This is a genomic window from Pseudoxanthomonas suwonensis J47, from assembly GCF_000513955.1.
Taxonomy (GTDB): Bacteria; Pseudomonadota; Gammaproteobacteria; order Xanthomonadales; family Xanthomonadaceae; genus Pseudoxanthomonas; species Pseudoxanthomonas suwonensis_C.
Map to the genome: position 1 here is coordinate 127,656 of NZ_AZUZ01000001.1, position 23,076 is coordinate 150,731.

A 23,076-nucleotide genomic window follows, 5' to 3' on the forward strand; every position below is an offset into this window, starting at 1 on the left:
CCCCGCCGGGAGGGAGAGGGCGGGTGGTTTTCCTGGCCGACCTGATCCGCTAGAATTGCCGGCTTACCTCGCCATCCTGGCGACTGGGCTACACGAAAACACCATGGTCAAGATCCGTCTCACCCGCGGCGGCGCGAAGAAGCGTCCGTTCTACCACATCGTCGTCACCGACTCGCGCAGCGCCCGCGACGGCCGCAACATCGAGCGCGTCGGTTACTACAACCCGGTTGCCGCCGGCAACGAGCAGCGCATCGTGCTGGACATCGCCCGCGTCGACCACTGGGTCGGCCACGGCGCCCAGCTGACCGAGAAGGTCCGCAGCCTGTACAAGGAAGCGACCAAGGCCCAGGCGGCCGCCGCCTGAGCCGGCAGGCCGCCGGCAGCCCCGGCGGCCTCACCGCACGCATGAACGACGAAGGGCGTCCCACCCACCCGCAGAAGCCGCAACGGCTGATCCTGCTGGGCCGGGTGACGGGCGCCTTCGGCGTGCGCGGCGACGTCAGGCTCGAGTCCTGGACCGAGCCGCGCGCGCAGATCTTCCGCTACCAGCCGTGGATCCTGCGGTCGGCCAACGGCGCCGAGCGCGAACTGCGCGGCGCCCGCGGCCGCGACACCGGCAAGCACGTGGTCGCGACCCTGCCGGGCTGCGACGACCGCGACGCCGCCGAGGCCTTGCGCGGCACCGAGATCCTGGTCCCGCGCGAGGTCCTGCCGCCGCCGGCGCCGGGCGAGTACTACTGGGTCGACCTGGAAGGCCTGCGCGTGGTCACCCTCGAGGGCGTGGACCTGGGCGAGGTCTCGCACCTGCTGTCCACCGGCGCCAACGACGTGATGGTGGTCCGCGGCGACCGCGAGCGCATGCTCCCGTTCGTGCAGCCGGACTACGTGAAGTCGGTGGATTTCGAGTCCGGCACGATCACGGTCGACTGGGATCCGGAGTTCTAGGGGCCGTTATTGGTGATTCGTGATTGGTGATTCGAAAGAGCGATACGCTCGCCTTGCCAGCCACGTCGGCCCGTCAGCGCCACCGGCTTTTTACTAATCACGAATCACGAATCCCCAATCACGGCTTCCAATGCGCATCGACGTCGTCAGCCTGTTCCCCGAAGAGGTCGACCGCTGCACGGCGTTCGGCGTGACCGGGCGTGCGCGCGAGCGCGGGCTGCTGGGGCTGCACGGCTGGAATCCGCGCGACTACGCCGACGGCAACTACCGCAAGACCGACGACCGCACCTTCGGCGGCGGCCCAGGCATGGTGATGCTGGTCGAGCCGCTGCGGCGCTGCCTGGCCGCGGTGCGCGAGGCCGATCCGGCGCCGGTGCACGTGGTCTACCTGAGCCCGCAGGGGCGGCGCCTGGACCAGAAGCGGGTGCGCGAGCTGGCGGCGATGCCGCGCCTGGTGCTGCTGTGCGGCCGCTACGAGGGCGTGGACGAGCGCCTGGTCCAGGCCGAAGTGGACGAGGAGCTGTCGATCGGCGACTACGTACTGTCCGGCGGCGAACTCGCCGCGGCGGTGGTCATCGACGCGGTGGCGCGCCTGCAGGACGGCGCGCTGAACGACGCCGGCTCGGCCGAGCAGGACAGCTTCGAGGACGGCCTGCTGGACTGCCCGCATTACAGCCACCCGGTCGAGCACGCCTACGGCACCGTCCCGGACGTGCTGCGTTCGGGCAACCATGCCGCGATCGCCCGCTGGCGCCGGCAGCAGGCTCTGGTCCGCACCTGGCAGCGGCGCCCGGACCTGCTGGAGGGCCGGGAGCTCTCGAAGGCCGACCGCAAGCTGCTGGAAGAAGGCCTGGCCGCGCTGGCACAGGGGGCGGGCGGCAACCCGGAGCCGGCGGACGGCTGAGGCGGCTCCCCGCCCGGTCGGGCGACTAGCCACGGACCGCCAATACCCGTTACAATGCCGGATTCCTGCGGGCGGCAGGCCCATCACGGGCGCCGAGGCAGGCAATCCACAACAACAATCGCGCAGCGCAATCCGGCGACTGCGTCAGCCCGAAGTTGTCGAAGACGACACGCCCACCCGAACTGAAGAGTCGGTCACCATGAGCAAGCTGAACAAGTCCATCGTCGCGGAATTCGAGTCCGCCCAGATCACCCGCGAACTGCCGAAGTTCAGCCAGGGCGACACCGTCGTGGTGAACGTCAAGGTCAAGGAAGGCAACCGCGAGCGCGTGCAGGCCTACGAAGGCGTGGTCATCGCGATCAAGAACGCCGGCCTGAACTCCTCGTTCACGGTGCGCAAGATCTCGCACGGCTACGGCGTCGAGCGCGTGTTCCAGACCCACAGCGCCACCATCGATTCGGTCCAGGTGAAGCGCCGCGGCAAGGTCCGCGCCGGCAAGCTGTACTACCTGCGTGGCCTGGAAGGCAAGGCTGCCCGCATCAAGGAAGACCTGGCCGCCGTCGCCAAGGCCAAGGCCGAGAAGGCCGCCGGCTGATCGCCGCGCACCCTGGTGCATCCGCAACGGCCGCCCTCGGGCGGCCGTTTGCATTTCCGGGTCCTGCTGCGGCGCGCGGCCGCTTCCGCAAGTGCGGTCGGACACATCCTGCGGGTCGCGCGGGTGCTGGCGTCGCCTTGAACGCGGCGGCACACTGGAACCGTTCCCCACGGAAGGAGTGGATGATGTCGATGCCCAAGAACGCAGGTCGCATGTACGCCGTGCCGGTGCTGCTGGCGATGGCGCTACTCGGCGGTTGCGCGACCGGCGACCGCTACGCCGCGCTGGATTCGGGCTACGGCCGCTGCGATGCGCAGTACCGCGCCCACCGCGACAGCGCGCCGGCGCCCGCGAACCTGTCCCGGGAGGAGCGTGCGCGCTACGAGGAGCGCCGCCGCGACTACCACGTCTCCCGCGATTGCCAGCGTGCCGCCGAAGCGGAAGTCACGATCTGGTCATCCGGTCCGTCCGAACCTGTGAAGCCGGATTTCAGCGGCAAACGCAGTGACTGAAGCAGCAACCCTGGAACATGTGCGGCTGGACGTGTGGCTGTGGGCCGCGCGTTTCTTCCGCACGCGCAGCCTGGCCAAGCAGGCGGTGGAAACCGGCAAGGTGGACGTCGCCGGCCAGCGCGCCAAGCCCTCGCGTTCGCTGCGCGTGGGCGAATCGCTGCAGGTCACCCGCGGCGAGGAGCGCTTCGACATCGTGGTGCGCGGCCTGAGCGAGACCCGCGGCCCCGCGCCGGTGGCGCAGGCGCTGTACGAGGAAACCGCCGGATCGAAGACCCGTCGCGAGGAGCAGCGCCTGCAGCGCGCCGCCATGCGCGACGGCTACCGCCCCCCCGAGCACAAACCCGACAAGCGCGCCCGCCGCCTGATCCAGGCGCTGGGCGACATCGACGCGACGTAGCGCTGGGGCATTGCGGTGGTCGGCGGGGGCGGGCCCCGCTCTACAAGGAAGAGCAGCGTCGCCTTGTAGAGCCGGACCTGGCCGGCTCCCACGCCTGTTGTGCCGGCGCCGTGGAAGAGCAGCGCGGCGGGCCCTCGCTACCGCGTGGAGGCAGGCAGACGCCCGCCCCACGCATTGGCCGCGCTCAGCGCCGGCCGCCGAACAGGCCCATGCCGATGTTGAGCAGGTCGCTGGCGTCGACGTCGCCGTCGCCATCGCGGTCCAGCAGCGATTCCAGCGCGCCGCCGCCGGCCTGCTGGCGCACCTGCGCGCGTTCCTGGCCGAGCAGCTGGCCGAGGCCGCCGGCATCCAGCCCCTGCGCGCGGCTGCGGTTGGCCAGGAACGACAGCACGATCGGCGCCAGCACCGCGAGCAGCTTCATCGCCTGGCTGCTGCCCAGGCCGGTGGCCTGGCCCAGGCCCTGCGCCGCGCGCGGCTGCGCGCCGCCGAGGACATGGCCGAGAATCGCCGCGCCGTCGGTCTGGCGGCTGTTGCCGCCACCGAGCACCGCGCCCAGCAGGCTGCCGATATCCGGGCCGCCGGCATGGTCGCGCTGCAGCGCGCCGAACAGCGCCTCGGCGCCCTGTGGCTGCGCGCTGTTGCGGCCCAGCGCGCCGAGCAGCAGCGGCAACGCGGTGGCCACGGCATTGCTGGCCTGCGCCGGATCGGTGCCGAGCTGGCGAGCGATCTGCTGGATGGGCGCGCCCTGCAACTGCGCGAACAGTTCCTGGGTGAGCAGGGGCTGCGTGTTCATGGCGGTCTCCTTTCCCGGCGGACGGGAAGGCCACCATACGCCTGTCTGCGGGCACCGGCGGAACCGGGGGCTGTCGCTGGCGGGAAGAGCGGGTCGGCTCCGCAGCGGCGCCGGGCGCAGGTCAATCCCTGGGGGAAATGCCCCCCTCGAAGTGCGCGGCGCGTCGGCGCAGCGCACCGCATGGAAGCGCGCAGCACGGCAGCGAACACGGCGCCGCTCGGGACGCGCGACCAGGCAATGGCTGCCGCAGTTGCCGTTCGCATCGGCCGCGCGTGCGGTCATGCACGCTTCCAGAGCGGCTGAGCAACACCGCAAAAAACAAACGGCCCGGCGCTGGGCGCCGGGCCGTCGTGGTGCAGCAGGTATCGCGTCGATCAGTCCAGCAGGTCGAAGCGGTCCAGATTCATCACCCTGGTCCAGGCGGCGACGAAGTCATTCACGAACTTCTCCTGGCCGTCGGACGAGGCGTACACCTCGGACAACGCGCGCAGCACCGAGTTGGAGCCGAACACCAGGTCCACGCGGGTGGCGGTCCACTTCACCGCGCCGCCCTTGCGCTCCCGCACCTCGTAAAGCGTGCGGTCCTGCGAAGCCGGCCTCCACTCGTACGCCATGTCGAGCAGGTTGACGAAGAAGTCCGTGCTCAACACGCCCGGGCGATCGGTGAACACGCCGTGGCGACTGCCGTCCCAGCTGGCGTCGAGGGCGCGCAGGCCGCCGACCAGCGCGGTCATCTCCGGCGCGGTCAGGGTCAGCAGCTGCGCCTTGTCGACCAGCAGGTGCTCGGCCGGCACTTCCGACGGTCCCTTGATGTAGTTGCGGAAGCCATCGGCGAACGGCTCCATGTGGCGGAAGGACTCGACGTCGGTCTGCTCCTGCGCCGCATCGACGCGGCCGGGGGTGAACGGCACCTCGACGTAGACGCCGGCCGCCTTGGCTGCCTGCTCGATCGCCACGCCGCCGGCCAGCACGATCAGGTCGGCCAGCGACAGGCGGGTATCGGGCTGCAGTTCCTCCAGCTTCTCCAGCGCCTTGATCGCGCGCTGGTTGACCTGCCAGCCGCGCTGCGGCTCCAGGCGGATGCGCGCGCCGTTGGCGCCGCCACGCTTGTCGCCACCACGGAAGGTGGACGCCGAAGCCCAGGCCAGGGTGACCAGGTCGCCGGCCGGCAGGCCCAGCGCCTCGATCTTCGCCCTGGCGTCGGCGATGTCCGCGGCGCCCGGGTTGTGCACCGGCTTCGGCAGCGGGTCCTGCCAGACCAGGTCTTCGGCCGGCACTTCCGGGCCGAGGTAACGCGCCTTCGGACCCATGTCGCGATGGACCAGCTTGAACCAGGCGCGGGCGAAGGCGTTGGCGAAGGCCTGCGGGTCGTCGCGGAAGCGGCGCGAGATCGGTCCGTAGATGGGATCGAAGCGCAGCGCCAGGTCGGTGGTGAGCATGGTCGGCTTGCGCTTCGGGGAATCCGGCGCCGGGCCCGGGATGAAGGGCTCGACGTCCTTGGCCACCCACTGGTGTGCGCCGGCCGGCGACCTGGTCAGTTCCCACTCGAAGTCGAACAGGAACTTGAAGAAGTCGTTGCTCCACTGCGCCGGGGTGCTGGTCCAGGTCACTTCCAGGCCGGAGGTGATGGTGTCGGCGCCCTTGCCGCTGCCGAAGCTGTTGGCCCAGCCCAGGCCCTGCATCTCCAGGTCCGCCGCTTCCGGATCCGGACCGACGTGGTCGGCCGGGCCGGCGCCGTGGGTCTTGCCGAGAGTGTGGCCGCCGGCGATCAGCGCCACGGTCTCCTCGTCGTCCATGCCCATGCGGCCGAAGGTCACGCGGATGTCGTGCGCGGCCAGCAGCGGATCGGGGTTGCCGTCCGGGCCTTCCGGGTTCACGTAGATCAGGCCCATCTGCACCGCGGCCAGCGGGTTCTCGAGGTTGCGGCTGTGGACCTGGCCGTCGGCATCGTCCTCGGAGACCAGCACGCTCTCGCCCTCGGGCTTGGGCACGCCTTCGGAACCGCGCGCATAGCGTTCGTCGCCGCCGAGCCAGGTGCGCTCACGGCCCCAGTACACGTCCTGGTCCGGTTCCCAGGTGTCTTCGCGCCCGGCGCCGAAACCGAAGGTACGGAAACCGGCGTGCTCCAGCGCGACGTTGCCGGCCAGGATCATCAGGTCGGCCCAGGAGATCTTCTGGCCGTACTTCTTCTTGATCGGCCACAGCAGGCGGCGCGCCTTGTCGAGGCTGACGTTGTCCGGCCACGAATTGAGCGGGGCGAAGCGCTGCTGGCCACGGCCGCCGCCGCCGCGGCCGTCGCCGACGCGGTAGGTGCCGGCGCTGTGCCACGCCATGCGGATCATCAGGCCCACGTAGCTGCCGAAGTCGGCCGGCCACCAGTCCTGCGAATCGGTCATCAGGTCGAGCAGGTCCTTCTTCAGCGCGGCGTAGTCGAGCTTCCTGAACTCTTCGCGGTAGTTGAAGGCCTTGCCGAGCGGATTGGTTTTTTCCGAGTGCTGGCCCAGCAGGTCCAGGCGCAACTGGTTCGGCCACCAGTCGCGATTGGTGGTGCCGGTGCCGGCGGCGCCGGCGTGGAAAGGACACTTCGTTTCGGTCGACATGGGACTGCCCCTCTGTTCTGTGTCGCCGGTGCGAGGCGACGGATGAAAGCGATGCGGATCGCGCGATCCGCCGGCGTTGCTTCACCGCTGCTGGCGCAGTTGAAGGGCGGGTGCGGGTGCCGCTTCCGTAGCCGCGGTGAATCGTCGAGCGACAGGTTATGTGTGCCTGACTATCAATAGAAATTGTTAGTTGCGAACTTCACGATAGGTGTGGGCTATCGGACCCGGGCAGTGGTGGCCCCTCGCAGGGAACGGGTCTGCCGCAGCCGGTGCAGGTGGGTGGGCCAGACGAAGGGGCGCGGGTCTGCTGGCCCGCGCCCTGGCTGGAACTGTCCCCGGTCCACCCGCCGACCGGCCCGGGGCTGTCGAGATTACTCCCGCCGGAGCGCGGCGGATCACTCCGGGCGCGGCGTGGTCGCCGTGCTTGGCGGCAGCACCGGATTGCCGACCACCGGCTGCCGCCCGGTCAGCGTGTGCAGGAAGCGGGTGATGGCTTCGACCTCGCCGGCGTCGAGTTCATGGCCCAGCTGGCTGCTGCCCATGATCGCCACGGCCTGGCCGAGGTCCCATACCTGGCCACTGTGGAAGTACGGCGCGGTGAGCGCGACGTTGCGCAGCGGCGCGGCGCGGAACACGTATTCGTCGCTGGCGGTCTGGGTCACCGCGAAGCGGCCCTTGTCGCCTGAGGGCAGCACCTGCGCGCCGGGTTTCTCGACCACTCCGAACGGGAAGTAGGCCTGGCCGCCGATGTTCGGCCCGTTGTGGCAGCCGCTGCAGCCCTTGTCGACGAACAGCGACAGGCCGCGCAGCTCGATGGCGTCGAGGCTGTCCTTGCCGGCGAGGAACTGGTCGAAGCGCGAGTCCGGCGTGACCAGGGTGGTCTCGAACGCTTCCAGCGCACGCGCCATGTTCTCGAAGTTGACCGGGTCGCGTTCGCCGGGGAAGGCCCTGGCGAACGCGTCGACGTAGCCGGGAATGCTGAGCAGCGTCGCTTCCACGCGATCGGGCGTGTTGTTCATCTCGACGCTGGCCTGCACCGGGCCCTTGGCCTGTTCCTTGAGGTCGGCGGCGCGGCCGTCCCAGAACTGGGCGACGTTGAGCACAGCGTTGAGCACGGTCGGCGAGTTGCGCGGCCCCTTCTGCCAGCCATGGCCGATCGAGGTGGGCACGTTGTCGGCGCCGCCGGTGGCGACGTTGTGGCAGGTGTTGCAGCTGATCACGTGGCTGCGCGACAGGCGCGGCTCGAACCACAGCGACTTGCCCAGCTCCACCTGCGCGGCGGTGACCGGCTGGCCGCGCACGCTGTGGATCTTCCGGGGGATCTGGCCGAACAGCGCGTTGGCGGTCTCGCGCAGCGCCGCCGCGTCGGGCGCGGGCGAGGTGGACGCGGCCGGCGCCGGCGCGGCGGCGTGCAGGCTGGCGCAGGCCAGGACGAGGGCGGTGGCGAGGATGGTGGCGCGATGGCGCATCGCAGGGGTCTCCGGTGGGGCTTCACCGTTGTTATCCGCCCGGGCGCCCGCAGCGGCATTGACTGCGATCAAACCCGCGTCCGCCGCTATGCTTGGGCTCCCGTCGTGCAAGGCCCATCGAACCGGTGACGACCCGCGCCACGCGCCTGCTGCGGATGCTCGACGAACTGCGCCAGCGGCGCGGTCCGGTGCGTGGTGCCCAGCTGGCCGCGCGCCTGGGCGTGAGCCTGCGTACGGTCTACCGCGACATCGACGCGCTGCGCGCGCAGGGCGCGGAGATCGACGGCGATGCCGGCGTCGGTTACCGGATGCGCCCGGGCTTCGTGATGCCGCCGATGATGTTCCCGGACGAGGAACTGGAAGCGCTGGTGCTGGGCGCGCGCTGGGTGGCCTCGCATGCCGATCCGGAACTGGCCGCCGCCGCCAACCGCGCGCTGGACCGGATCACCGGCGTGCTGCCGGAACGCCTGCGCCTGCAGGTGGAAACCAGCGGCCTGTTCGCGCCGCACTGGCGCCCGCGCGACCCGGAGCCGTGGCTGCCGGCGCTGCGCCAGGCGATCCGCGACGGCCACGCGGTGCGCATGCGTTACCGCGATGCCGAAGGCCGCGACAGCGAGCGGGTGGTGTGGCCGTTCGCGATGGCCTTCCTCGACGACATGCGCCTGCTCGCCGCCTGGTGCGAAACGCGCGCCGATTTCCGCCACTTCCGCGCCGACCGCGTGCTGGAGCTCGAGAGCACCGGCCGCCCGTATCCCGAACAGCGCCACCAGCTGCTGCGCCGTTGGGAACAGCAGTGCCTCGGCCGCCGCGCAAGCCGCGAGCAATGATCCGGTTACCCCTCTCCCCCGGAAGAGGGGCAGGGGGAGAGGGCCGGGCGCCCGGCACCCCTGAAGCATCGACGGGCGTCCGCCCACTGGACCTTCTTTCGCGGTTGCCAAACGGTTTGTCCGATACCGTCGGCCACCGACCCTCACCGCAACCCCTATCCGATGGGTGAGGCGAGCGTGCAACGCTACTGACACTTGCTGTCAGCAGCCCCGCCGCAGACTTCCGGTTCCTTCCAGTGACGGAGACGACCGATGGGCAAGACGCTGACCTTCTACACCAACCCGCAGTCGCGGGCGCGCATCACCCGCTGGATGCTGGAGGAGACCGGCCTGCCGTACGAGGAGGTCGTGCTCGACTTCGGCACGACGATGAAGTCGCCGGAGTACCTGGCGGTCAACCCGATGGGCAAGGTCCCGGCGATCCGCCACGGCGACCTCGTCGTCACCGAGAACGCGGCGATCTGCGCCTACCTGGCCGACCTGGTGCCGGAAAAGGGCCTCGCGCCGCCGGCCGGTTCGCCGGAGCGCGGCGCGTACTACCGCTGGCTGTTCTTCCTCGCCGGCCCGGTGGAATCGCTGCTCACCGCGAAGGAGACCGGCGCGCTGGCCGACCCGCTGGCCGCCGGCTACGGCAGCGAAGCCGACGTGCTGCGCGTGCTGGAGCAGGCAGTGTCCGGTCGCCAGCATCTGGTCGGCGACCGCTTCACCACCGCCGACCTGCTGATGGCCGCCTTCCTCGGCTACTACATGATGGTCGGCATGCTGGAGAAGAAGCAGGCGTTCACCGCGTTCGCCCAGCTGCATGCGGCGCGCCCGGCGGCGAGGGCCGCCGAGGCGCGCGACAACGAGCTGGCCGCCGCCCATCCGTTCCCGCTCGAGGCCCAGGAGGCCTGAACCATGGACAGGACCTGCCACGGCAGCTGCCACTGCGGCGCGGTGCGTTACCGGGCCACGCTGGACTTGGCCGCCGGCACCGGCAAGTGCAACTGCACCTACTGCAGCAAGATCCGCAACTGGAGCGCGACACCGAAGGATTTCGAGCTGCTGCAGGGCGAGGAGCTGCTGGGCGATTACGCCAAGGACTGGGGCGAGGGCAACATCCACCACCGCTTCTGCAGCCGCTGCGGCGTGACGGTCTACGGGCATGGCTACATCCCGCAGGCCGGCGGCGCCTTCATCTCGGTGCAGGTGAACACCCTGGACGATGCCAGCATCGACGAGCTCGTTTCCGGGCCCGTGCACTACGCCGACGGACTGCACGACAACTGGATGGAGCAGGCGCCCGACACCCGCGCGATGTAGGCCTCATAGCCCCTCTCCCGGTGGGTGAGGGGTTGGGGAGAGGGTCGGTAGTCTTGCGAAGGTCGTCGGCCGACGAACCCTCTCCCCCATCCCCTCTCCCGTGGGGAGAGGGGGGGATCTGTAGCCCGGATAAGCGAAGCGCATCCGGGGAGCTTTCCAGGCATGTCAGACGTGCCGGGACCAGACGCGGCAGGCATCCCGGATGCGGCCTTCGGCCTTGTCCGGGCCACAACGCGGGCATGCGCGATCGATAGCCCCTCTCCTGAAGTGAAGGGGAGCAGCGGCTTACAGCAGCGACTTCAGCCGGTACAGCGCTTCCAGCGCCTGCTTCGGCGTCAGCTCGTCCGGATCCAGCGCGGCCAGCGCTTCCTGCGCGGCTGAGGGCGCGGCGGCGAACAGGCCGAACTGCTGCGGTGCGTCCAGCGCCTGTGGAGCCACCTCGGCGGCGTGCGTCTCGCGGCCGCGCTGCTCCAGCTCGGCCAGACGGCGGCGCGCCTGCTGCAGCGTCGCCTTCGGCAGGCCGGCCAGCGCCGCCACCTGCAGGCCGAAGCTGCGGTCGGCCGCGCCCTCGCGCACGGCGTGCATGAACACCAGCGAATCCCCGTGCTCGACCGCGTCCAGGTGCACGTTGGCGATGCCGCTCTCCGGCGTGGCCAGCGCGGTCAGTTCGAAGTAGTGGGTGGCGAACAGGGTCCAGCAGCGGTTGACCGTGGCCAGGTGGCGCGCGACCGCGTCGGCCAGGGCCAGGCCGTCGTAGGTCGAGGTGCCGCGGCCGATCTCGTCCATCAGCACCAGCGACTGCTCGGTGGCGTGGTGCAGGATGTAGGCGGTCTCGGCCATCTCCACCATGAAGGTGGACTGGCCGCGCGCCAGGTCGTCGCCGGCGCCGATGCGGGTGAGGATGCGGTCGATCGGGCCGATCACCGCGCGGCTGGCCGGCACGAAGCTGCCGATGTGCGCCAGCAGCACGATCAGCGCGTTCTGGCGCATGTAGGTGCTCTTGCCGCCCATGTTCGGGCCGGTGATCACCAGCATCCGCCGCGCCTGGCCGTCGCGATCGCCGTACAGCTCCAGGTCGTTGGGCTCGAACGGCTCCTCGCGCACCGCCTCGACCACCGGATGGCGGCCGCGCTCGATGCACAGGCAGGGCGCTTCGGTCAGCTCCGGGCGCGACCAGTCCAGCGCCTGCGCGCGCTCGGCGAAACAGGCCAGCACGTCCAGCTCGCTGAGCGCGGCGGCGCAGCGCTTGAGCGGCTCCAGCACGGTGTTGAGCGAATCCAGCAGCGCGTCGTACAGGAACTTCTCGCGCGCCAGCGCACGCTCGCGCGCCGACAGCACCTTGTCCTCGAACGCCTTCAGTTCCTCGGTGATGTAGCGCTCGGCGCCGGTCAGGGTCTGGCGCCGGGTGTAGTGCACCGGCGCCTTGTCGGACTGGCCCTTGCTGATCTCGATGTAGTAGCCGTGGACGCGGTTGTAGCCGACCTTCAGGGTCGCGATACCGGTGGCCGCGCGCTCGCGCGCCTCAAGGTCGACGAGGAACTGGTCGGCGTTGGTCGACAGGCGACGCAGCTCGTCCAGCTCGGCGTCGTAGCCTTCGGCGATCACCCCGCCGTCGGCCAGCTTCAGCGGGGGCTGCGGGGCGATGGACGAGGCCAGCAGGTGGGCGACCTCGTCGTGCTGGCCCAGCTCGGCGGACAGCGCCTGCAGTCGCGGCGAATCCAGCGGCGCCAGCGCCTGGCGGATGCCCGGCAGCAGGGCGAGCGCGTCGCGCAGCGTCGACAGGTCGCGCGGCCGCGCCGAACGCAGCGCGACGCGGGTGAGGATGCGTTCGACGTCGCCCAGCCCGCGGAAGCCGTCGCGCAGGTCCTCGTCGGCGCGCTGCCCGACCAGCGTGGCCACCGCATGGTGGCGGCCGCCGAGCACGCCGCGGTCGCGCAGCGGGCGGTGCAGCCAGCGGCGCAACAGGCGCCCGCCCATCGGGGTGATGGTCGAATCCAGCACGCCCAGCAGGGTGTGGCGGGTCTGGCCGTCGACGCGGGTGTCCAGTTCCAGGTGGCGGCGGGTCGCGGCGTTCATCGCGATCGCCTCGCCGGAGGTTTCCAGCGCGATCGAGGTCAGGTGCGGCAGCTGCTGCTTCTGCGTCTCCTCGACATAGCCCAGCAGCGCGCCGGCGGCAGCGATGGCGAGCGGACGGTCGTCGATGCCGAAACCGGTGAGGTCATGCAGGCCGAAGAAGCGCAGCAGCTGGCGGCGGCCGCTGTCCGGATCGAACAGCCACGGCGGCCGGCGGCGCAGTGCTCCGGCGGACAGCTGCGGCCAGCCTTCCTCGTCCGGCACCAGCAGTTCGGCCGGTTCCAGGCGCGCCAGTTCGGCTTCCAGCTGGTCGGTGTTCTCCACCTCGTTGACCAGGAAACGGCCGGCGGAGAGATCCGCCCAGGCCAGGCCATAGCCGTTGCGACCACGCGCCACCGCCATCAGCAGGGTGTCGCGGCGCTCGTCCAGCAGCGCCTCGTCGGTGACCGTGCCCGGGGTGACGATGCGCACCACCTTGCGTTCGACCAGGCCCTTGCTCGTGGCCGGATCGCCGATCTGCTCGCAGATCGCCACCGATTCGCCCAGCGCCACCAGCCGCGCCAGGTAGCCCTCGTAGGCGTGCACCGGCACGCCGGCCATCGGGATCGGCGCGCCGCCGGAGCTGCCGCGCTGGGTCAGGGTGATGTCGAGCAGCCGCGCGGCCTTGCGCGCATCGTCGTAGAACAGCTCGTAGAAGTCGCCCATCCGGAAGAACAGCAGCAGGTCCGGGTACTCCGCCTTGGCGGCGAAGAACTGCTTCATCAGCGGGGTGTGCTCGGGCGCTGCGGGCTTGTCTGCGGTCTTGGACATCGGCTCGGGGGCGTTGCGGGGCCGCCGATTGTACCGGCCCCGCGCCCGGCTCAGCCCCGCTGGGCGCGGTGGCCGGGCGGGTCGGGCAGCGGGCCGTCGGCCACCACCACGCGGTCGCGGCCGCCGCGCTTGGCCTGGTACATGGCGGCGTCGGCGCGGGCGAGCACGCGCTCGTAGTCCGGATGGCCGTCCTGCACCGCGACGCCGATGCTGGCGGTCAGCTGCAGGCGGTCGCCGCCGGGCAGTGCCAGCGGCGCGTCGGCGATCGCACGGCGCAGGGCGTGGGCGATGGCCACTGCCTCGGTCTGGCTGACCGAGCCCAGCACCACCACGAACTCCTCGCCGCCATAGCGGAACAGGTAGTCGCTGCCGCGGGTGTTCTCGACCAGGATCGAGGCCACGTGCTGGAGGGCGCGGTCGCCGGCCTCGTGGCCGTGGTTGTCGTTGATCGACTTGAAGTGGTCCAGGTCCAGCATCAGCACCGCGAACTGGCGGCCGGTATTGGCCTGCAGCGCGACCTCGCGGCGCAGGATGGTCGGCAGGAAGCGGCGGTTGAGCAGGCGGGTGAGGGCGTCGCGACCGGATTCCAGGTCGCCGATGCCTTCGAACAGGATCGCGACCAGGTTGCGGATCTCGCCGGTCCAGCCGCGGATGTCCTCGAGCAGGGCGCGGCGTGCGCCGGCATCGGCGGCCGCGGGCAGGCGTTCGCGCAGCGCGGAGTCGATGCGCTCGGCCAGCTCGCCGACCTGGCGGGTCTCGGTGGTCTCGCCGAAGCTGGCCAGGCCCTTGTGCAGGAACCACAGGCCGAACTCCGAACGGGACACCAGCAGGTTTTCCACCGGGCCGGGCTGTTCGGCGGTCAGCGCGTAGAGCAGGGCGTTCTCCCAGGCCAGCAGCAGCGCGCGCTGGCGCTCGCGTTCGGTGCCCACGTTCTGGATCAGCGAGAACAGCCGGAACGAGCCGTCCAGCTCGCCGGCGGCTTCGCGCGAGCGGGCGTAGGAGCGGGTCATCGCTTCCAGCGCCAGGTCGAACAGCCCGCCCGCGTGCACGCAGGCTTCAAGCGCCAGGGCGTCGTCGCCGGCGCGCTGGCGGATCGCCGCGTAGAGCACCTCCTTGAGCAGGCGCATGCCCCGGCCCACCAGGTCCACCGGGATGCCGATGCGGGCGTGCACGTGGCCGATGTGCTCGTGCAGCCGTTGCAGGTCGGCCGTGTCGTCGACGCCGGCGCGCACCAGCTGCCGCGCCCAACGCTGCAGCGACGGCTTGAGCCGTTCCTGGACCTGGCCGGGATCGAGGAAGCGGGCGGCACGGGGATCGGCCAGCAAGCCGTCGTAGAAGTGCCCGGCCAGGGCCGGGCCGTGGGCGTCCACCAGTTCCTGGAGCATCGCCGCCAGTGGCGCCGGCACGCCGGCGACCCGGCGCTTCCAATCCTCGATCAGGCGGGGGTCGGGTGGAGTCTGCCCGGGGGATTGCGCCGCTGGCGCCAGGGTGGCGGTACTGTCCATGCCCAATTATCGCCCGCCGGCCGGGGCCCGTGTGCTGAACGGCGGCATGGTCTGACAGCGGGGGCGCATCTTGCGCCGGCTTGCGCCGCCCACGGGTTCGCGGCAGGTAGCCGGCCGCGGCCGCCGGCCACATGGGAGGCAACCGGAGAGCCTGGCCTGCCCGGTATACGGCCCGGTGGTCATGCCTGGTGCAAGGGAAAAATGATGTGCCCTGGCCTGTGCGGGCACGGACCGGCCTGCGTCGAGCTGCCCTCAGCCGCGCAGCAACCCGCGGAGCCGGTCGAGCTCGCCGGCTTCGTCCAGCTCCAGGTCCTCCAGGCCCTTGACCGCTTCGGCCAGCAGCTTGCGTCCGCGCTCGACCTCGCCGGTCCCGAGCAGGTTCTCGCCACGGAGGGCCTCGAGCCGGTGGCGCCAGCCGGGCGTCGAGTCGCCGGCGGTGAGGACCTCCGGATCCAGCGGCGCCAGCCGGGCCAGCGCCTCGGCATGGCGGCCCTGGCGGGTCAGCAGCTGCGCGAGGCTGAAGGTGTAGACCTGGGCGTGCGGGTTGGCGTCGCCGCCTTCCTTGCGCAGCCGGGCGACGATGTCCTCGAGCAGGCGCATCGCCACCGCCTGGTCGCCGCACTCGGCTTCCTTCTCGGCCAGGTTGCCGGCCTCGACCAGGGTGCCCTGCGCCTCGGCGCCGAAACTTTCCACCATGCCGGCATGGACGGTGCGCATGGAGGCCAGCGCGGCCGGGCAGTCGCCGCCGCGCGACTGGATACTGGCCACCGTCGACAGCTGCACCAGCGCCTGCCAGCTCTTGTCCCCCATGACCCGGGCCGAGGCCTGCTGGGCAGTCATCGCCAGCGGCAGCGCTTCGGCGTAACGGCCCTGGTTGCGCAGCACGCGCGCCAGGTTCATGTGCAGGGCCGAGGCGTAGATGTCGCCGATCTTCTCCGCCGCATAGCGCGGATCGGCCAGCGTTTCCCTGAGCAGGGCCTCGGCATCGTCCAGCCTGTCCAGGCGCAGGTAGGTGTCGGCGAGGTTGACGCGGATGCCGGCGCCCAGCTGCGCGTCGTCGGCCAGCACCTGGCGTTGCAGCTGGTCGGCGCGGCGCAATGCGGGCTCGGCTTCCTTCACCTTCTGCTGCTGGATGTGGAGCACGCCGCGCAGGTAGGCGGCACGAAGCGACATCAGGCTTTCGTCGTCCAGGCGCGCGCCGGCCAGCGCGTCGGTTTCCTCAAGGTAGGCGGTGGCTTCGGCGAACTTCTGCGCGTAGGCCAGCATGCCGACCAGCTCGTAGCGCGCGCGGACGGTGACCTCGTCGGCCGGGCCGAACGCCTTTTCGTAGCTGGCCACGGCGGCGCGCAGGTGGCGCTCGCCTTTGCCACGGTCGCCGAGCGAGCGCCAGGAGACGCCCAGGGCGCTCTGCACGCTGCCGAGGGTGGCGGGATCGTCCTTGAACTTGCCGTCGATGCTCGCCGAGGCGTGGTCGAGCATGTCCTTGATGGTCGGTTCCTTCTCGTAGGCGCTGCCGCCCGGTGCGAGCGCGCTGAGCAGGTCCTTGCTGAGGAACTGCACCACGGCCTCCGCGCGCCTGGCCTGCTGTTCGGCGCGCGCGTACTGCTCGACGGTGCTGCGTTCGGCGGCGATGGAGCGCTGCAGCAGCCAGCTGGTGGTGCCCAGGCCGGCCACCAGCAGCACGCCGGCGGCGATGGCCCACGGCCGCCGCGCGCGCGCCTTCGCCAGCCTGCGTTCGCCTTCCTCCACGCGCGCCAGCACCGCCTGTTCCGGCGCCAGCTGCTCGCGGCGCGCCTCCAGCGTGCGGATCCGTTCGGCGAGTTCCGCGGCCGAAGCCGGGCGCCTGGCCGGGTCGCCATTGGCGGCCTCGGCGATGTCCTTGCGCAGCAGTGGGTCTTCGACGTCCTGCTCCCAGCCCGGCGAGAGCGGGCGCCGGAAGTCGCCGACGACCAGCTGGTACAGGGTCACGCCCAGCGCGTAGATGTCGCTCCTGACCGTCGGCGACTGGCCCGCGGCCAGTTCCGGAGCCAGGTACAGCGGGGTGCCGGTGGTGTCGCTGGTCATGACCTGGGTGTGGGTCAGGCCCAGGCGGGTGATGCCCAGCGCATCGATGCTGCCGCTGTCGAACAGGCGGCTGCTGCCGAAGTCGGCCACGCGCAGGTGCGGGGCGCCTTCGGCTTCGTAGACCAGCAGGTTGGCCGGCTTGATGTCCTTGTGCAGCACGCCGACGCCATGCGCGGCGGCCACCGCTTCGGCCGCTTCGGCGAACAGCGCCAGGCGCTGCTCCAGTGGCAGGGCGGCGATGCCCTGCCCCTCGGGCCAGCGGTCCAGGCTGACGCCGCCGTACCCGGATTCGACGAAATAGGGCGCGGCCTCGAAATCCCAGTCCAGGACGCGGACGAAGTCGTCGCGTTCGCCAAGCGCCTCGCGCAGGAGGCGGGCGATGGTCACCTCGCGCTTGAGGCTGTCGAGGCCGGTGCCTGCGAGGCTGAACTTGAACACGCGGGTGTCGCCGGTCTTGGCATGACGCGCCAGCCACACCTCGTTGCCCCCGGTGCGGGCCAGCGGGGTATCGAGCTTCCAGTTGGGACGGCGCGGCACCGCGTCGCCGACCGCCAGGCGACTGGCTTCCGGCAGGAACTCGACCGCCTTGCGCGACACCGGCACCGACAACCGGTAACCGACGCGGGCAAGGGTGGTGATCACCGCCTGGCCTTCGTCGTTCATGGCCCGGCGCAGCTTGCCGATGGTGTTGGTCAGCACCGCTTCGACCACGATGCGGCCGGCCCAGACCGAGGCGAGCAGCTCTTCCTTGGTGACGGCTTCGCCGGCGTGGCGCAGGAGGTACTGGAGCACTTCCAGCGGCTTGCGCTCGACCTCGACAGGTTGGCCGCCAACGCGCAGTTCCCACCGCGCCTCGTCGAATTCGGCGTTGCCGAAGGTCCAAAGATATGCCCGCGCCGCCGGCTCTCCGACCGTGTCCGTCATCCGTGCTTTCCCCCGTGGGCGGCAGAAGAAGGATCAAGGGCCTGCAAGCCGGTGACGTTCTGCTGCGTCCGGGACAGCCTAGCCGATGGTTGACCGCGATCTCAACGCGGCGGCGCCCGGAAGCAGGGTTGCAACGGAGCTTCGACCCGGTGCGTGTGCCACGGGTCCTGAACCCTGCCGTCAGCTGCGGTGCCGCCATGAAATCCGCTGCTGCCAGGAAAGGGTCGTTCCGCACGCCAGCCCGCGTTTCCGCAGGCACGCGGGCGTACACTCGAGGCAGGCGCTGGTCGATGCGCCGTGATGCGCCCGGCCGGCGCCCACGCGCCAGGCCGGCGACGAAGCCGAGGAGGCCCGATGCGTGTCCCCCACCACGCAGCCGCCATCGTGCTCCTGGCCGCCGCGCTGGCGACCGGGACTGCCACGGCTGCCGATAGCGCCGCCGAGACCGCCAGCCTGGTGACCACGCTGCGCCAGTCTCCGCCGGAGTCGAAGGACCAGTTCCTGCTGCGGGTCGGTGCGTGGATGGCAGACCGGCAGGAGGCGACCGGCCACGAGAGTTGCGGCAGCATCTGCCAGACCAGCGGGGGCGAGCTGGCGGTGATGCTGTTCACCAGCCAGCGCAGCCACTGGTGCCGGATGAACTTCGCCTGCCCGCTGAGCCATCCGCACATGACCGCCGAGACCATCCACTCGCATCCGGTGTCGCCCGGCGGTGGCTCGTTCTCGCGCTCGGACTACCGGCTCGGCCCGGGCTACCTGGTGCGCGGTCGGCGCATGTACTACCAGAACGGTCCGGGTACCGCGGCGCCGTTCCCCGCGCCGGAGCCGCGGGACTGTAATAGTCTCCGCTGCGCAGGAAACCGATAGTGCGCGGCATGGCCCACGATCACGACCACGACCACCACCATCACGAGGCCGGGCACGGCCACCACGACCACGAGCATGGACACGGCCACGCCCATGGCCACCACCATGGCCCGGGCGGGCACAGCCATATCCCCGCGGAGATCCGCCACGAGCGACCGCTGTGGTGGGCGCTTGGCCTGACCGCCACGGTGCTGCTGGTCGAGTTCGCCGGCGCCTGGTTCACCAACAGCCTGGCCCTGCTGTCCGACGCGGCGCACATGGCTACCGACACCCTGGCCCTGGCCATCGCCCTGGTCGCGGTGCGGCTGTCACGGCGTCCGCCCGATGCGCGCCGCACCTATGGCTACGCCCGCTTCGAGGCACTGGGCGCGCTGGCCAACGGCATGCTGCTGTTCGTGCTGGCCGGCTACATCCTGTGGGAAGCCTGGCAGCGTTTCCGCGCGCCATTGCTGGTCGCCAGCATGGGCATGCTGGTAGTGGCGCTGGTCGGGCTGGTGTGCAACCTGATCGCCATGCGCCTGCTCCATGCCGGCAGCGGCGAAAGCCTGAACGTGAAAGGCGCCTACCTCGAGGTCTGGAGCGACATGCTCGGCTCGCTGGCGGTGGTGATCGCCGCGCTGCTGATCCGCTGGACCGGCTGGCTGTGGGTCGACCCGGTGCTGGCTGTGCTGATCGGCCTGTGGGTGCTGCCGCGCACCTGGGTGCTGGTGCGCGAGGCGCTGAACGTGCTCATGGAAGGCGTGCCGCACGGCCTGGACCTGGCCGCGGTCGACGCCGACCTGCGCGCGCACCCGGGCGTGGAAGGCATCCATGACCTGCACGTCTGGGCCCTGGCCTCGCGTACCCCGGCGATGACCGCGCACGTCGTGGTGGTGGCTGGCACCGACGCCTCGGAGGTGCGCCGCGGCCTGGCCGGGCTGCTCGAGCAGCGCCACGGCATCCGCCACGTGACCCTGCAGATGGAGGCCGGGCGCGACGACGGCTGCGGTGATCCCGGCTGCGGCCATGCCGCAGGCTGAGGTCGCCGGGCCTCCATCCCGAAACACTTGCCGGCGTATCGCCGCAGTGCAAAATGCGCCAGGTGCAGGGGCGGTTTAACGTCGCCCTTACGTTTCACGTATTCCGTCACACCTCGGAGGCAACACCGCCTGGCCCACCAGGGCCGTTCCGCAGCAGCACGACACCACCAGATGCATCACCTGAAGGGGAGGGGATCATGGCCTGTGCAAGCCTGCAACACACCGGACTCGCAATCGCCGTCGCCACCGCGCTGAGCCTCATCGCCGCCTTGCCGGCGGGCGCACAGGAGGCCGCAGCACCGGCGAAGGAGGAACCGGTCACCCTGGCCGGCCTGACGGTCACCGCGCAGAAGCGCGAGGAAGCGCTGCAGGACGTGCCCATCTCGGTCACCGCGATCTCCGAGCAGCTGCTGCGCGACACCGGCATCAGCGACATCAAGGACCTGCAGATCCTGGTCCCCGGCATGACCGTGACCAGTACCCAGAGCGAGGCGATCACCACCGCGCGCATCCGCGGCATCGGCACGGTCGGCGACAACGTCGGCCTGGAATCCTCGGTGGGCGTGGTGATCGACGGCGTGTACCGGCCGCGCAACAGCGTCGGCTTCGGCGACCTCGGCCAGCTGGAACGGATCGAGGTGCTGAAGGGCCCGCAGGGCACGGTGTTCGGCAAGAACACCTCGGCGGGCGTGATCAACGTGGTTACCCGCCGCCCGAGCTTCACCCAGAGCGCCGAAGGCGAGATCACCGTGGGCAACTACGGCGCCTGGGGCGTGTCCGGCGCGTACAACGACGCCATCGGCGAGAACAGCGCCTTCAACATCTACGCCGCCAAGCGCAGCCGCGACGGCTGGATGGACGTGCGCACCGGCAACGGCCCGCGCCGCGAGACCGACGACTACGACCAGAACTTCCACACCCTGCGCGCCAAGCTGCTGCTGGAGCCGGCCGAGGACCTGGAGATCCTGGTCAGCACCGACTTCACCAGCCGCGAGGAGAACTGCTGCACGGCGGTGCAGACCACGGTCGGCGGTACCTCGGCGATCATCAACGCGGTGGCCGGCGGCGGCAAGGCGATCGCCGCACCGGGCGACGATCCGTTCGACCGGGTCGCCTACAGCAACCGCAGCACCGAGCAGGACATCAAGGACAAGGGCATCTCGGTGCAGGTCGACTGGGGCGGGATCGGCCTCGGGGGCGCGACCCTGACCTCGATCACCGCCTGGCGCGACTGGCAGGCCATCAACGGCCTGGACTACGACTTCAGCACCGCCGACCTGATCTACCGCAACGCCGACGAGAACGAATCGTTCAGCGGCTTCGAGACCTTCAGCCAGGAGCTGCGCCTGACCGGCTCCACCGACTCGGTCGACTGGATGGTCGGCCTGTTCTATTCGGACGAGGACCTCACCCGCCGGGAGAGCTACCGAGTCGGCGCCGGCTACGAGCCGTACCTGTCCACCCTGGTCGGCTCGCAGCTGCTCGGGCAGATGGCCGCGGCGCTGGCGCCGATGGGCCTCACCGTGGACACCTCCAACCCGGCACTGCTGTTGTCGCAGGTGTCGGGGCGTCCGTTCGGGACCAACTTCGCCGGGCTGGGCGCGCTGGACTACCACGAGCAGAACGCCAAGAGCACGGCGCTGTTCACCAACAACACCTGGCACGCCACCGATGCGCTCGACCTGACCCTGGGCCTGCGCTACACCCGCGAGAAGAAGACCCTCGACTCGGCCTACAGCAACCCCAACGGCAGCGCCGGCTGCGCCGCGACCCTGGCCAACCCGACCGGCCGCGTCGGCGCGGCAATCGCCCAGCGCATCAACGGCTTCGCCTCGCTGCCGGGGCCGACCCAGCAGGCGATCCTGGCCCAGTTGCTGCCGGTGGCGGTGCCGGCGATCGCCGGGCGCATGTGCCTGCCGTGGACCAACGTGCTCCACGACGGCCGCAGCGTGCACCAGGCCAGCGAGGAGAAGGAATGGTCCGGCACGGTCAAGGCGGCCTACCGCTGGAGCGAGCAGGTGATGGGTTACGCCTCGGTCGCGCGCGGCTACAAGGGCGGGGGCTTCAACCTCGATCGCGTGCAGTCGGCCGACGGCACCTCGACCGGCACCGCGGGCATCTTGCCGGCAGACGACACCTCGTTCCCGGCCGAGTTCGTCGACAGCTACGAGCTGGGCACCAAGACCACCTGGGCCGACGGCAACCTGCTGTTCAACGCCGCGCTGTTCTACCAGAAGTACGAGGACTTCCAGCTCAACAGCTTCCTCGGCACCAGCTTCGTGGTGCGCGCCATCCCGGAGGTGGTGTCGAAGGGCGTGGACACCGAGCTGCTGTGGCAGCCGGTGACGGGGCTGCTGTTCCTGGGCGGCCTGATGTACGCCGACACCCGCTACGGCAGGAACATCCCGGGGGCGGACTTCGTCGAGCCCACCGGCGCGCTGTACAAGCTGCCCGGCGCGCAGATGAGCTTCGCGCCGAAGTGGTCCGGCTCGGCCTCGGTGACCTACGAGTGGGACTTCGGCAGCGACCTGGTCGGCCGCTTCAACCTCGGCGCCAAGTACACGTCCGAGTACAACACCGGCTCCGACCTGGACGTGGAGAAGCAGCAGGACGCCTTCACCGTGGCCAACGCGCGGCTCGGTTTCGGCGCGCGCGACCAGCGCTGGATGTTCGAGTTGTGGGCGACCAACCTGTTCGACGCCGAGTACGTGCAGGTGGGCTTCGACGGTCCGCTGCAGGTGGCCAGCAACGTGCCCAACGACCCGCTCAACACGTACAACGCCTTCCTCGGTGCGCCGAGGATGTACGGCGTGACCTTCCGCGCGCGTTACTGAGGGCGCCCGCGCAGGCAACGACCAGGGGGCGCCGAGTGCGGCCCCCTGGTCCATCCGGGAGACAGGCGCGGCGGTTTGGGATAAAACTCGCGGCGAGCCCCCACTTCCGGATGCCGATGTCCACTCCCACCGACGCGCAGCTGCGCGAACAGGCACAGCTCCTGGGCGACCGCCTGCGTGCCGCGCGCGATTCCCTGGTCACCGCCGAAAGCTGCACCGGCGGCTGGATCGCCAAATGCCTCACCGACATCGCCGGTTCCTCGGACTGGTTCGACTGCGGCATGGTCGTATACAGCTACGAGGCCAAGCAGGCGCTGCTGGGCGTGCATCCGCAGACCCTGGAGGAACACGGCGCGGTGAGCCGCGAGACCGCGATCGAGATGGTCTCCGGCGCGCTGGTCCATTCCGGCGCCACCGTGGCGGTGGCCGTGACCGGCATTGCCGGCCCGGGCGGCGGCGGCCCCGGCAAGCCGGTGGGCACGGTGTGGATCGCGTGGAAGCGGCGCGGCGGTTACGCGCGCGCGCAGCTGTTCCATTTCGACGGCGACCGCGAGGCGGTGCGCCGGCAGACCGTCGGCCAGGCGCTGCTTGGCATCGGGGAACTGCTGCCATGAACCTGCGCGCGGCGGGCCGGAC

Annotated in this window: 19 protein-coding genes; 13 read left to right on the plus strand and 6 right to left on the minus strand. The window is 70.7% G+C overall.

Going from position 1 to position 23,076, the window contains the following annotated elements:
- Positions 1-103 precede the first annotated feature (103 nt).
- From rpsP to M503_RS0100535, 6 genes are all read left to right on the plus strand, one after another.
- On the plus strand, positions 104-364 hold the full coding sequence (rpsP, locus tag M503_RS0100510; RefSeq protein WP_028916204.1) for a 30S ribosomal protein S16: 261 nt from the start codon (positions 104-106) through the stop codon (positions 362-364).
- Positions 365-405: 41 nt separating this feature from the next.
- Positions 406-945: a ribosome maturation factor RimM gene (gene rimM, locus M503_RS0100515; RefSeq protein ID WP_051414050.1), complete on the plus strand. Its 540-nt coding sequence runs from the start codon at positions 406-408 to the stop codon at positions 943-945.
- A gap of 130 nt (positions 946-1,075) precedes the next feature.
- Positions 1,076-1,849 carry a tRNA (guanosine(37)-N1)-methyltransferase TrmD gene (gene trmD, locus M503_RS0100520; protein WP_028918533.1) on the plus strand — a complete coding sequence of 258 codons (774 nt, stop codon included), beginning with the start codon at positions 1,076-1,078 and terminating at the stop codon, positions 1,847-1,849.
- A 199-nt stretch (positions 1,850-2,048) separates the two neighbouring features.
- Entirely contained in the window at positions 2,049-2,444 is a 396-nt protein-coding gene (rplS, locus tag M503_RS0100525; RefSeq protein WP_024868121.1) for a 50S ribosomal protein L19, read from the plus strand.
- Between the two features lie 185 nt (positions 2,445-2,629).
- Entirely contained in the window at positions 2,630-2,956 is a 327-nt protein-coding gene (locus M503_RS0100530) for a hypothetical protein (RefSeq protein ID WP_155951932.1), read from the plus strand.
- Positions 2,949-3,353, plus strand: coding sequence for an RNA-binding S4 domain-containing protein (locus M503_RS0100535; protein ID WP_024868123.1), 405 nt, complete (start codon positions 2,949-2,951; stop codon positions 3,351-3,353). Before M503_RS0100530 ends, M503_RS0100535 begins: the two co-directional genes overlap by 8 nt.
- 184 nt (positions 3,354-3,537) lie before the next feature.
- Here the strand turns inward: M503_RS0100535 and M503_RS0100540 are convergent, their stop codons facing one another.
- The 3 genes from M503_RS0100540 to M503_RS0100550 form a co-directional block, all read right to left on the minus strand.
- Positions 3,538-4,146 carry a DUF937 domain-containing protein gene (locus M503_RS0100540; protein ID WP_024868124.1) on the minus strand — a complete coding sequence of 203 codons (609 nt, stop codon included), beginning with the start codon at positions 4,144-4,146 and terminating at the stop codon, positions 3,538-3,540.
- A gap of 374 nt (positions 4,147-4,520) precedes the next feature.
- Positions 4,521-6,746, minus strand: a complete 2,226-nt coding sequence (katG, locus tag M503_RS0100545) for a catalase/peroxidase HPI (protein WP_028918535.1) — start codon at positions 6,744-6,746, stop codon at positions 4,521-4,523.
- A 395-nt stretch (positions 6,747-7,141) separates the two neighbouring features.
- Complete coding sequence (locus M503_RS0100550) at positions 7,142-8,215, minus strand: cytochrome-c peroxidase (RefSeq protein WP_028918536.1); 1,074 nt, start codon at positions 8,213-8,215, stop codon at positions 7,142-7,144.
- Between the two features lie 125 nt (positions 8,216-8,340).
- Between M503_RS0100550 and M503_RS0100555 the strand changes: the two genes are divergently transcribed.
- The 3 genes from M503_RS0100555 (at position 8,341) to M503_RS0100565 (ending at position 10,344) form a co-directional block, all read left to right on the plus strand.
- The gene (locus M503_RS0100555) at positions 8,341-9,042 is read left to right on the plus strand and encodes a helix-turn-helix transcriptional regulator (protein ID WP_028918537.1); all 702 of its coding nucleotides are present in this window, start codon (positions 8,341-8,343) and stop codon (positions 9,040-9,042) included.
- 252 nt (positions 9,043-9,294) lie between these two features.
- Positions 9,295-9,936 (plus strand): glutathione S-transferase family protein, encoded by a 642-nt coding sequence (locus M503_RS0100560; protein WP_028918538.1) that lies wholly within the window; start codon positions 9,295-9,297, stop codon positions 9,934-9,936.
- Between the two features lie 3 nt (positions 9,937-9,939).
- Complete coding sequence (locus M503_RS0100565; protein ID WP_028918539.1) at positions 9,940-10,344, plus strand: GFA family protein; 405 nt, start codon at positions 9,940-9,942, stop codon at positions 10,342-10,344.
- Positions 10,345-10,629: 285 nt separating this feature from the next.
- On the opposite strand, the gene mutS is transcribed toward M503_RS0100565, so the two are convergent.
- From mutS to M503_RS17240, 3 genes are all read right to left on the minus strand, one after another.
- Complete coding sequence (gene mutS, locus M503_RS0100570; protein ID WP_028918540.1) at positions 10,630-13,227, minus strand: DNA mismatch repair protein MutS; 2,598 nt, start codon at positions 13,225-13,227, stop codon at positions 10,630-10,632.
- 50 nt (positions 13,228-13,277) lie between these two features.
- Positions 13,278-14,732 (minus strand): diguanylate cyclase, encoded by a 1,455-nt coding sequence (locus M503_RS0100575; protein ID WP_081720886.1) that lies wholly within the window; start codon positions 14,730-14,732, stop codon positions 13,278-13,280.
- A 252-nt stretch (positions 14,733-14,984) separates the two neighbouring features.
- Positions 14,985-17,720, minus strand: coding sequence for a protein kinase domain-containing protein (locus M503_RS17240; protein ID WP_051414051.1), 2,736 nt, complete (start codon positions 17,718-17,720; stop codon positions 14,985-14,987).
- Between the two features lie 354 nt (positions 17,721-18,074).
- On the opposite strand from M503_RS17240, the gene M503_RS0100585 reads away from it, so the two are divergent.
- From M503_RS0100585 to M503_RS0100600, 4 genes are all read left to right on the plus strand, one after another.
- Positions 18,075-18,587, plus strand: coding sequence for a hypothetical protein (locus tag M503_RS0100585; protein WP_028918542.1), 513 nt, complete (start codon positions 18,075-18,077; stop codon positions 18,585-18,587).
- A gap of 8 nt (positions 18,588-18,595) precedes the next feature.
- The gene (locus tag M503_RS0100590) at positions 18,596-19,606 is read left to right on the plus strand and encodes a cation diffusion facilitator family transporter (RefSeq protein ID WP_081720893.1); all 1,011 of its coding nucleotides are present in this window, start codon (positions 18,596-18,598) and stop codon (positions 19,604-19,606) included.
- 197 nt (positions 19,607-19,803) lie between these two features.
- Positions 19,804-22,440 carry a TonB-dependent receptor gene (locus tag M503_RS0100595; protein WP_037060053.1) on the plus strand — a complete coding sequence of 879 codons (2,637 nt, stop codon included), beginning with the start codon at positions 19,804-19,806 and terminating at the stop codon, positions 22,438-22,440.
- 116 nt (positions 22,441-22,556) lie between these two features.
- The gene (locus tag M503_RS0100600; protein WP_028918545.1) at positions 22,557-23,054 is read left to right on the plus strand and encodes a CinA family protein; all 498 of its coding nucleotides are present in this window, start codon (positions 22,557-22,559) and stop codon (positions 23,052-23,054) included.
- Positions 23,055-23,076: the final 22 nt, after the last annotated feature.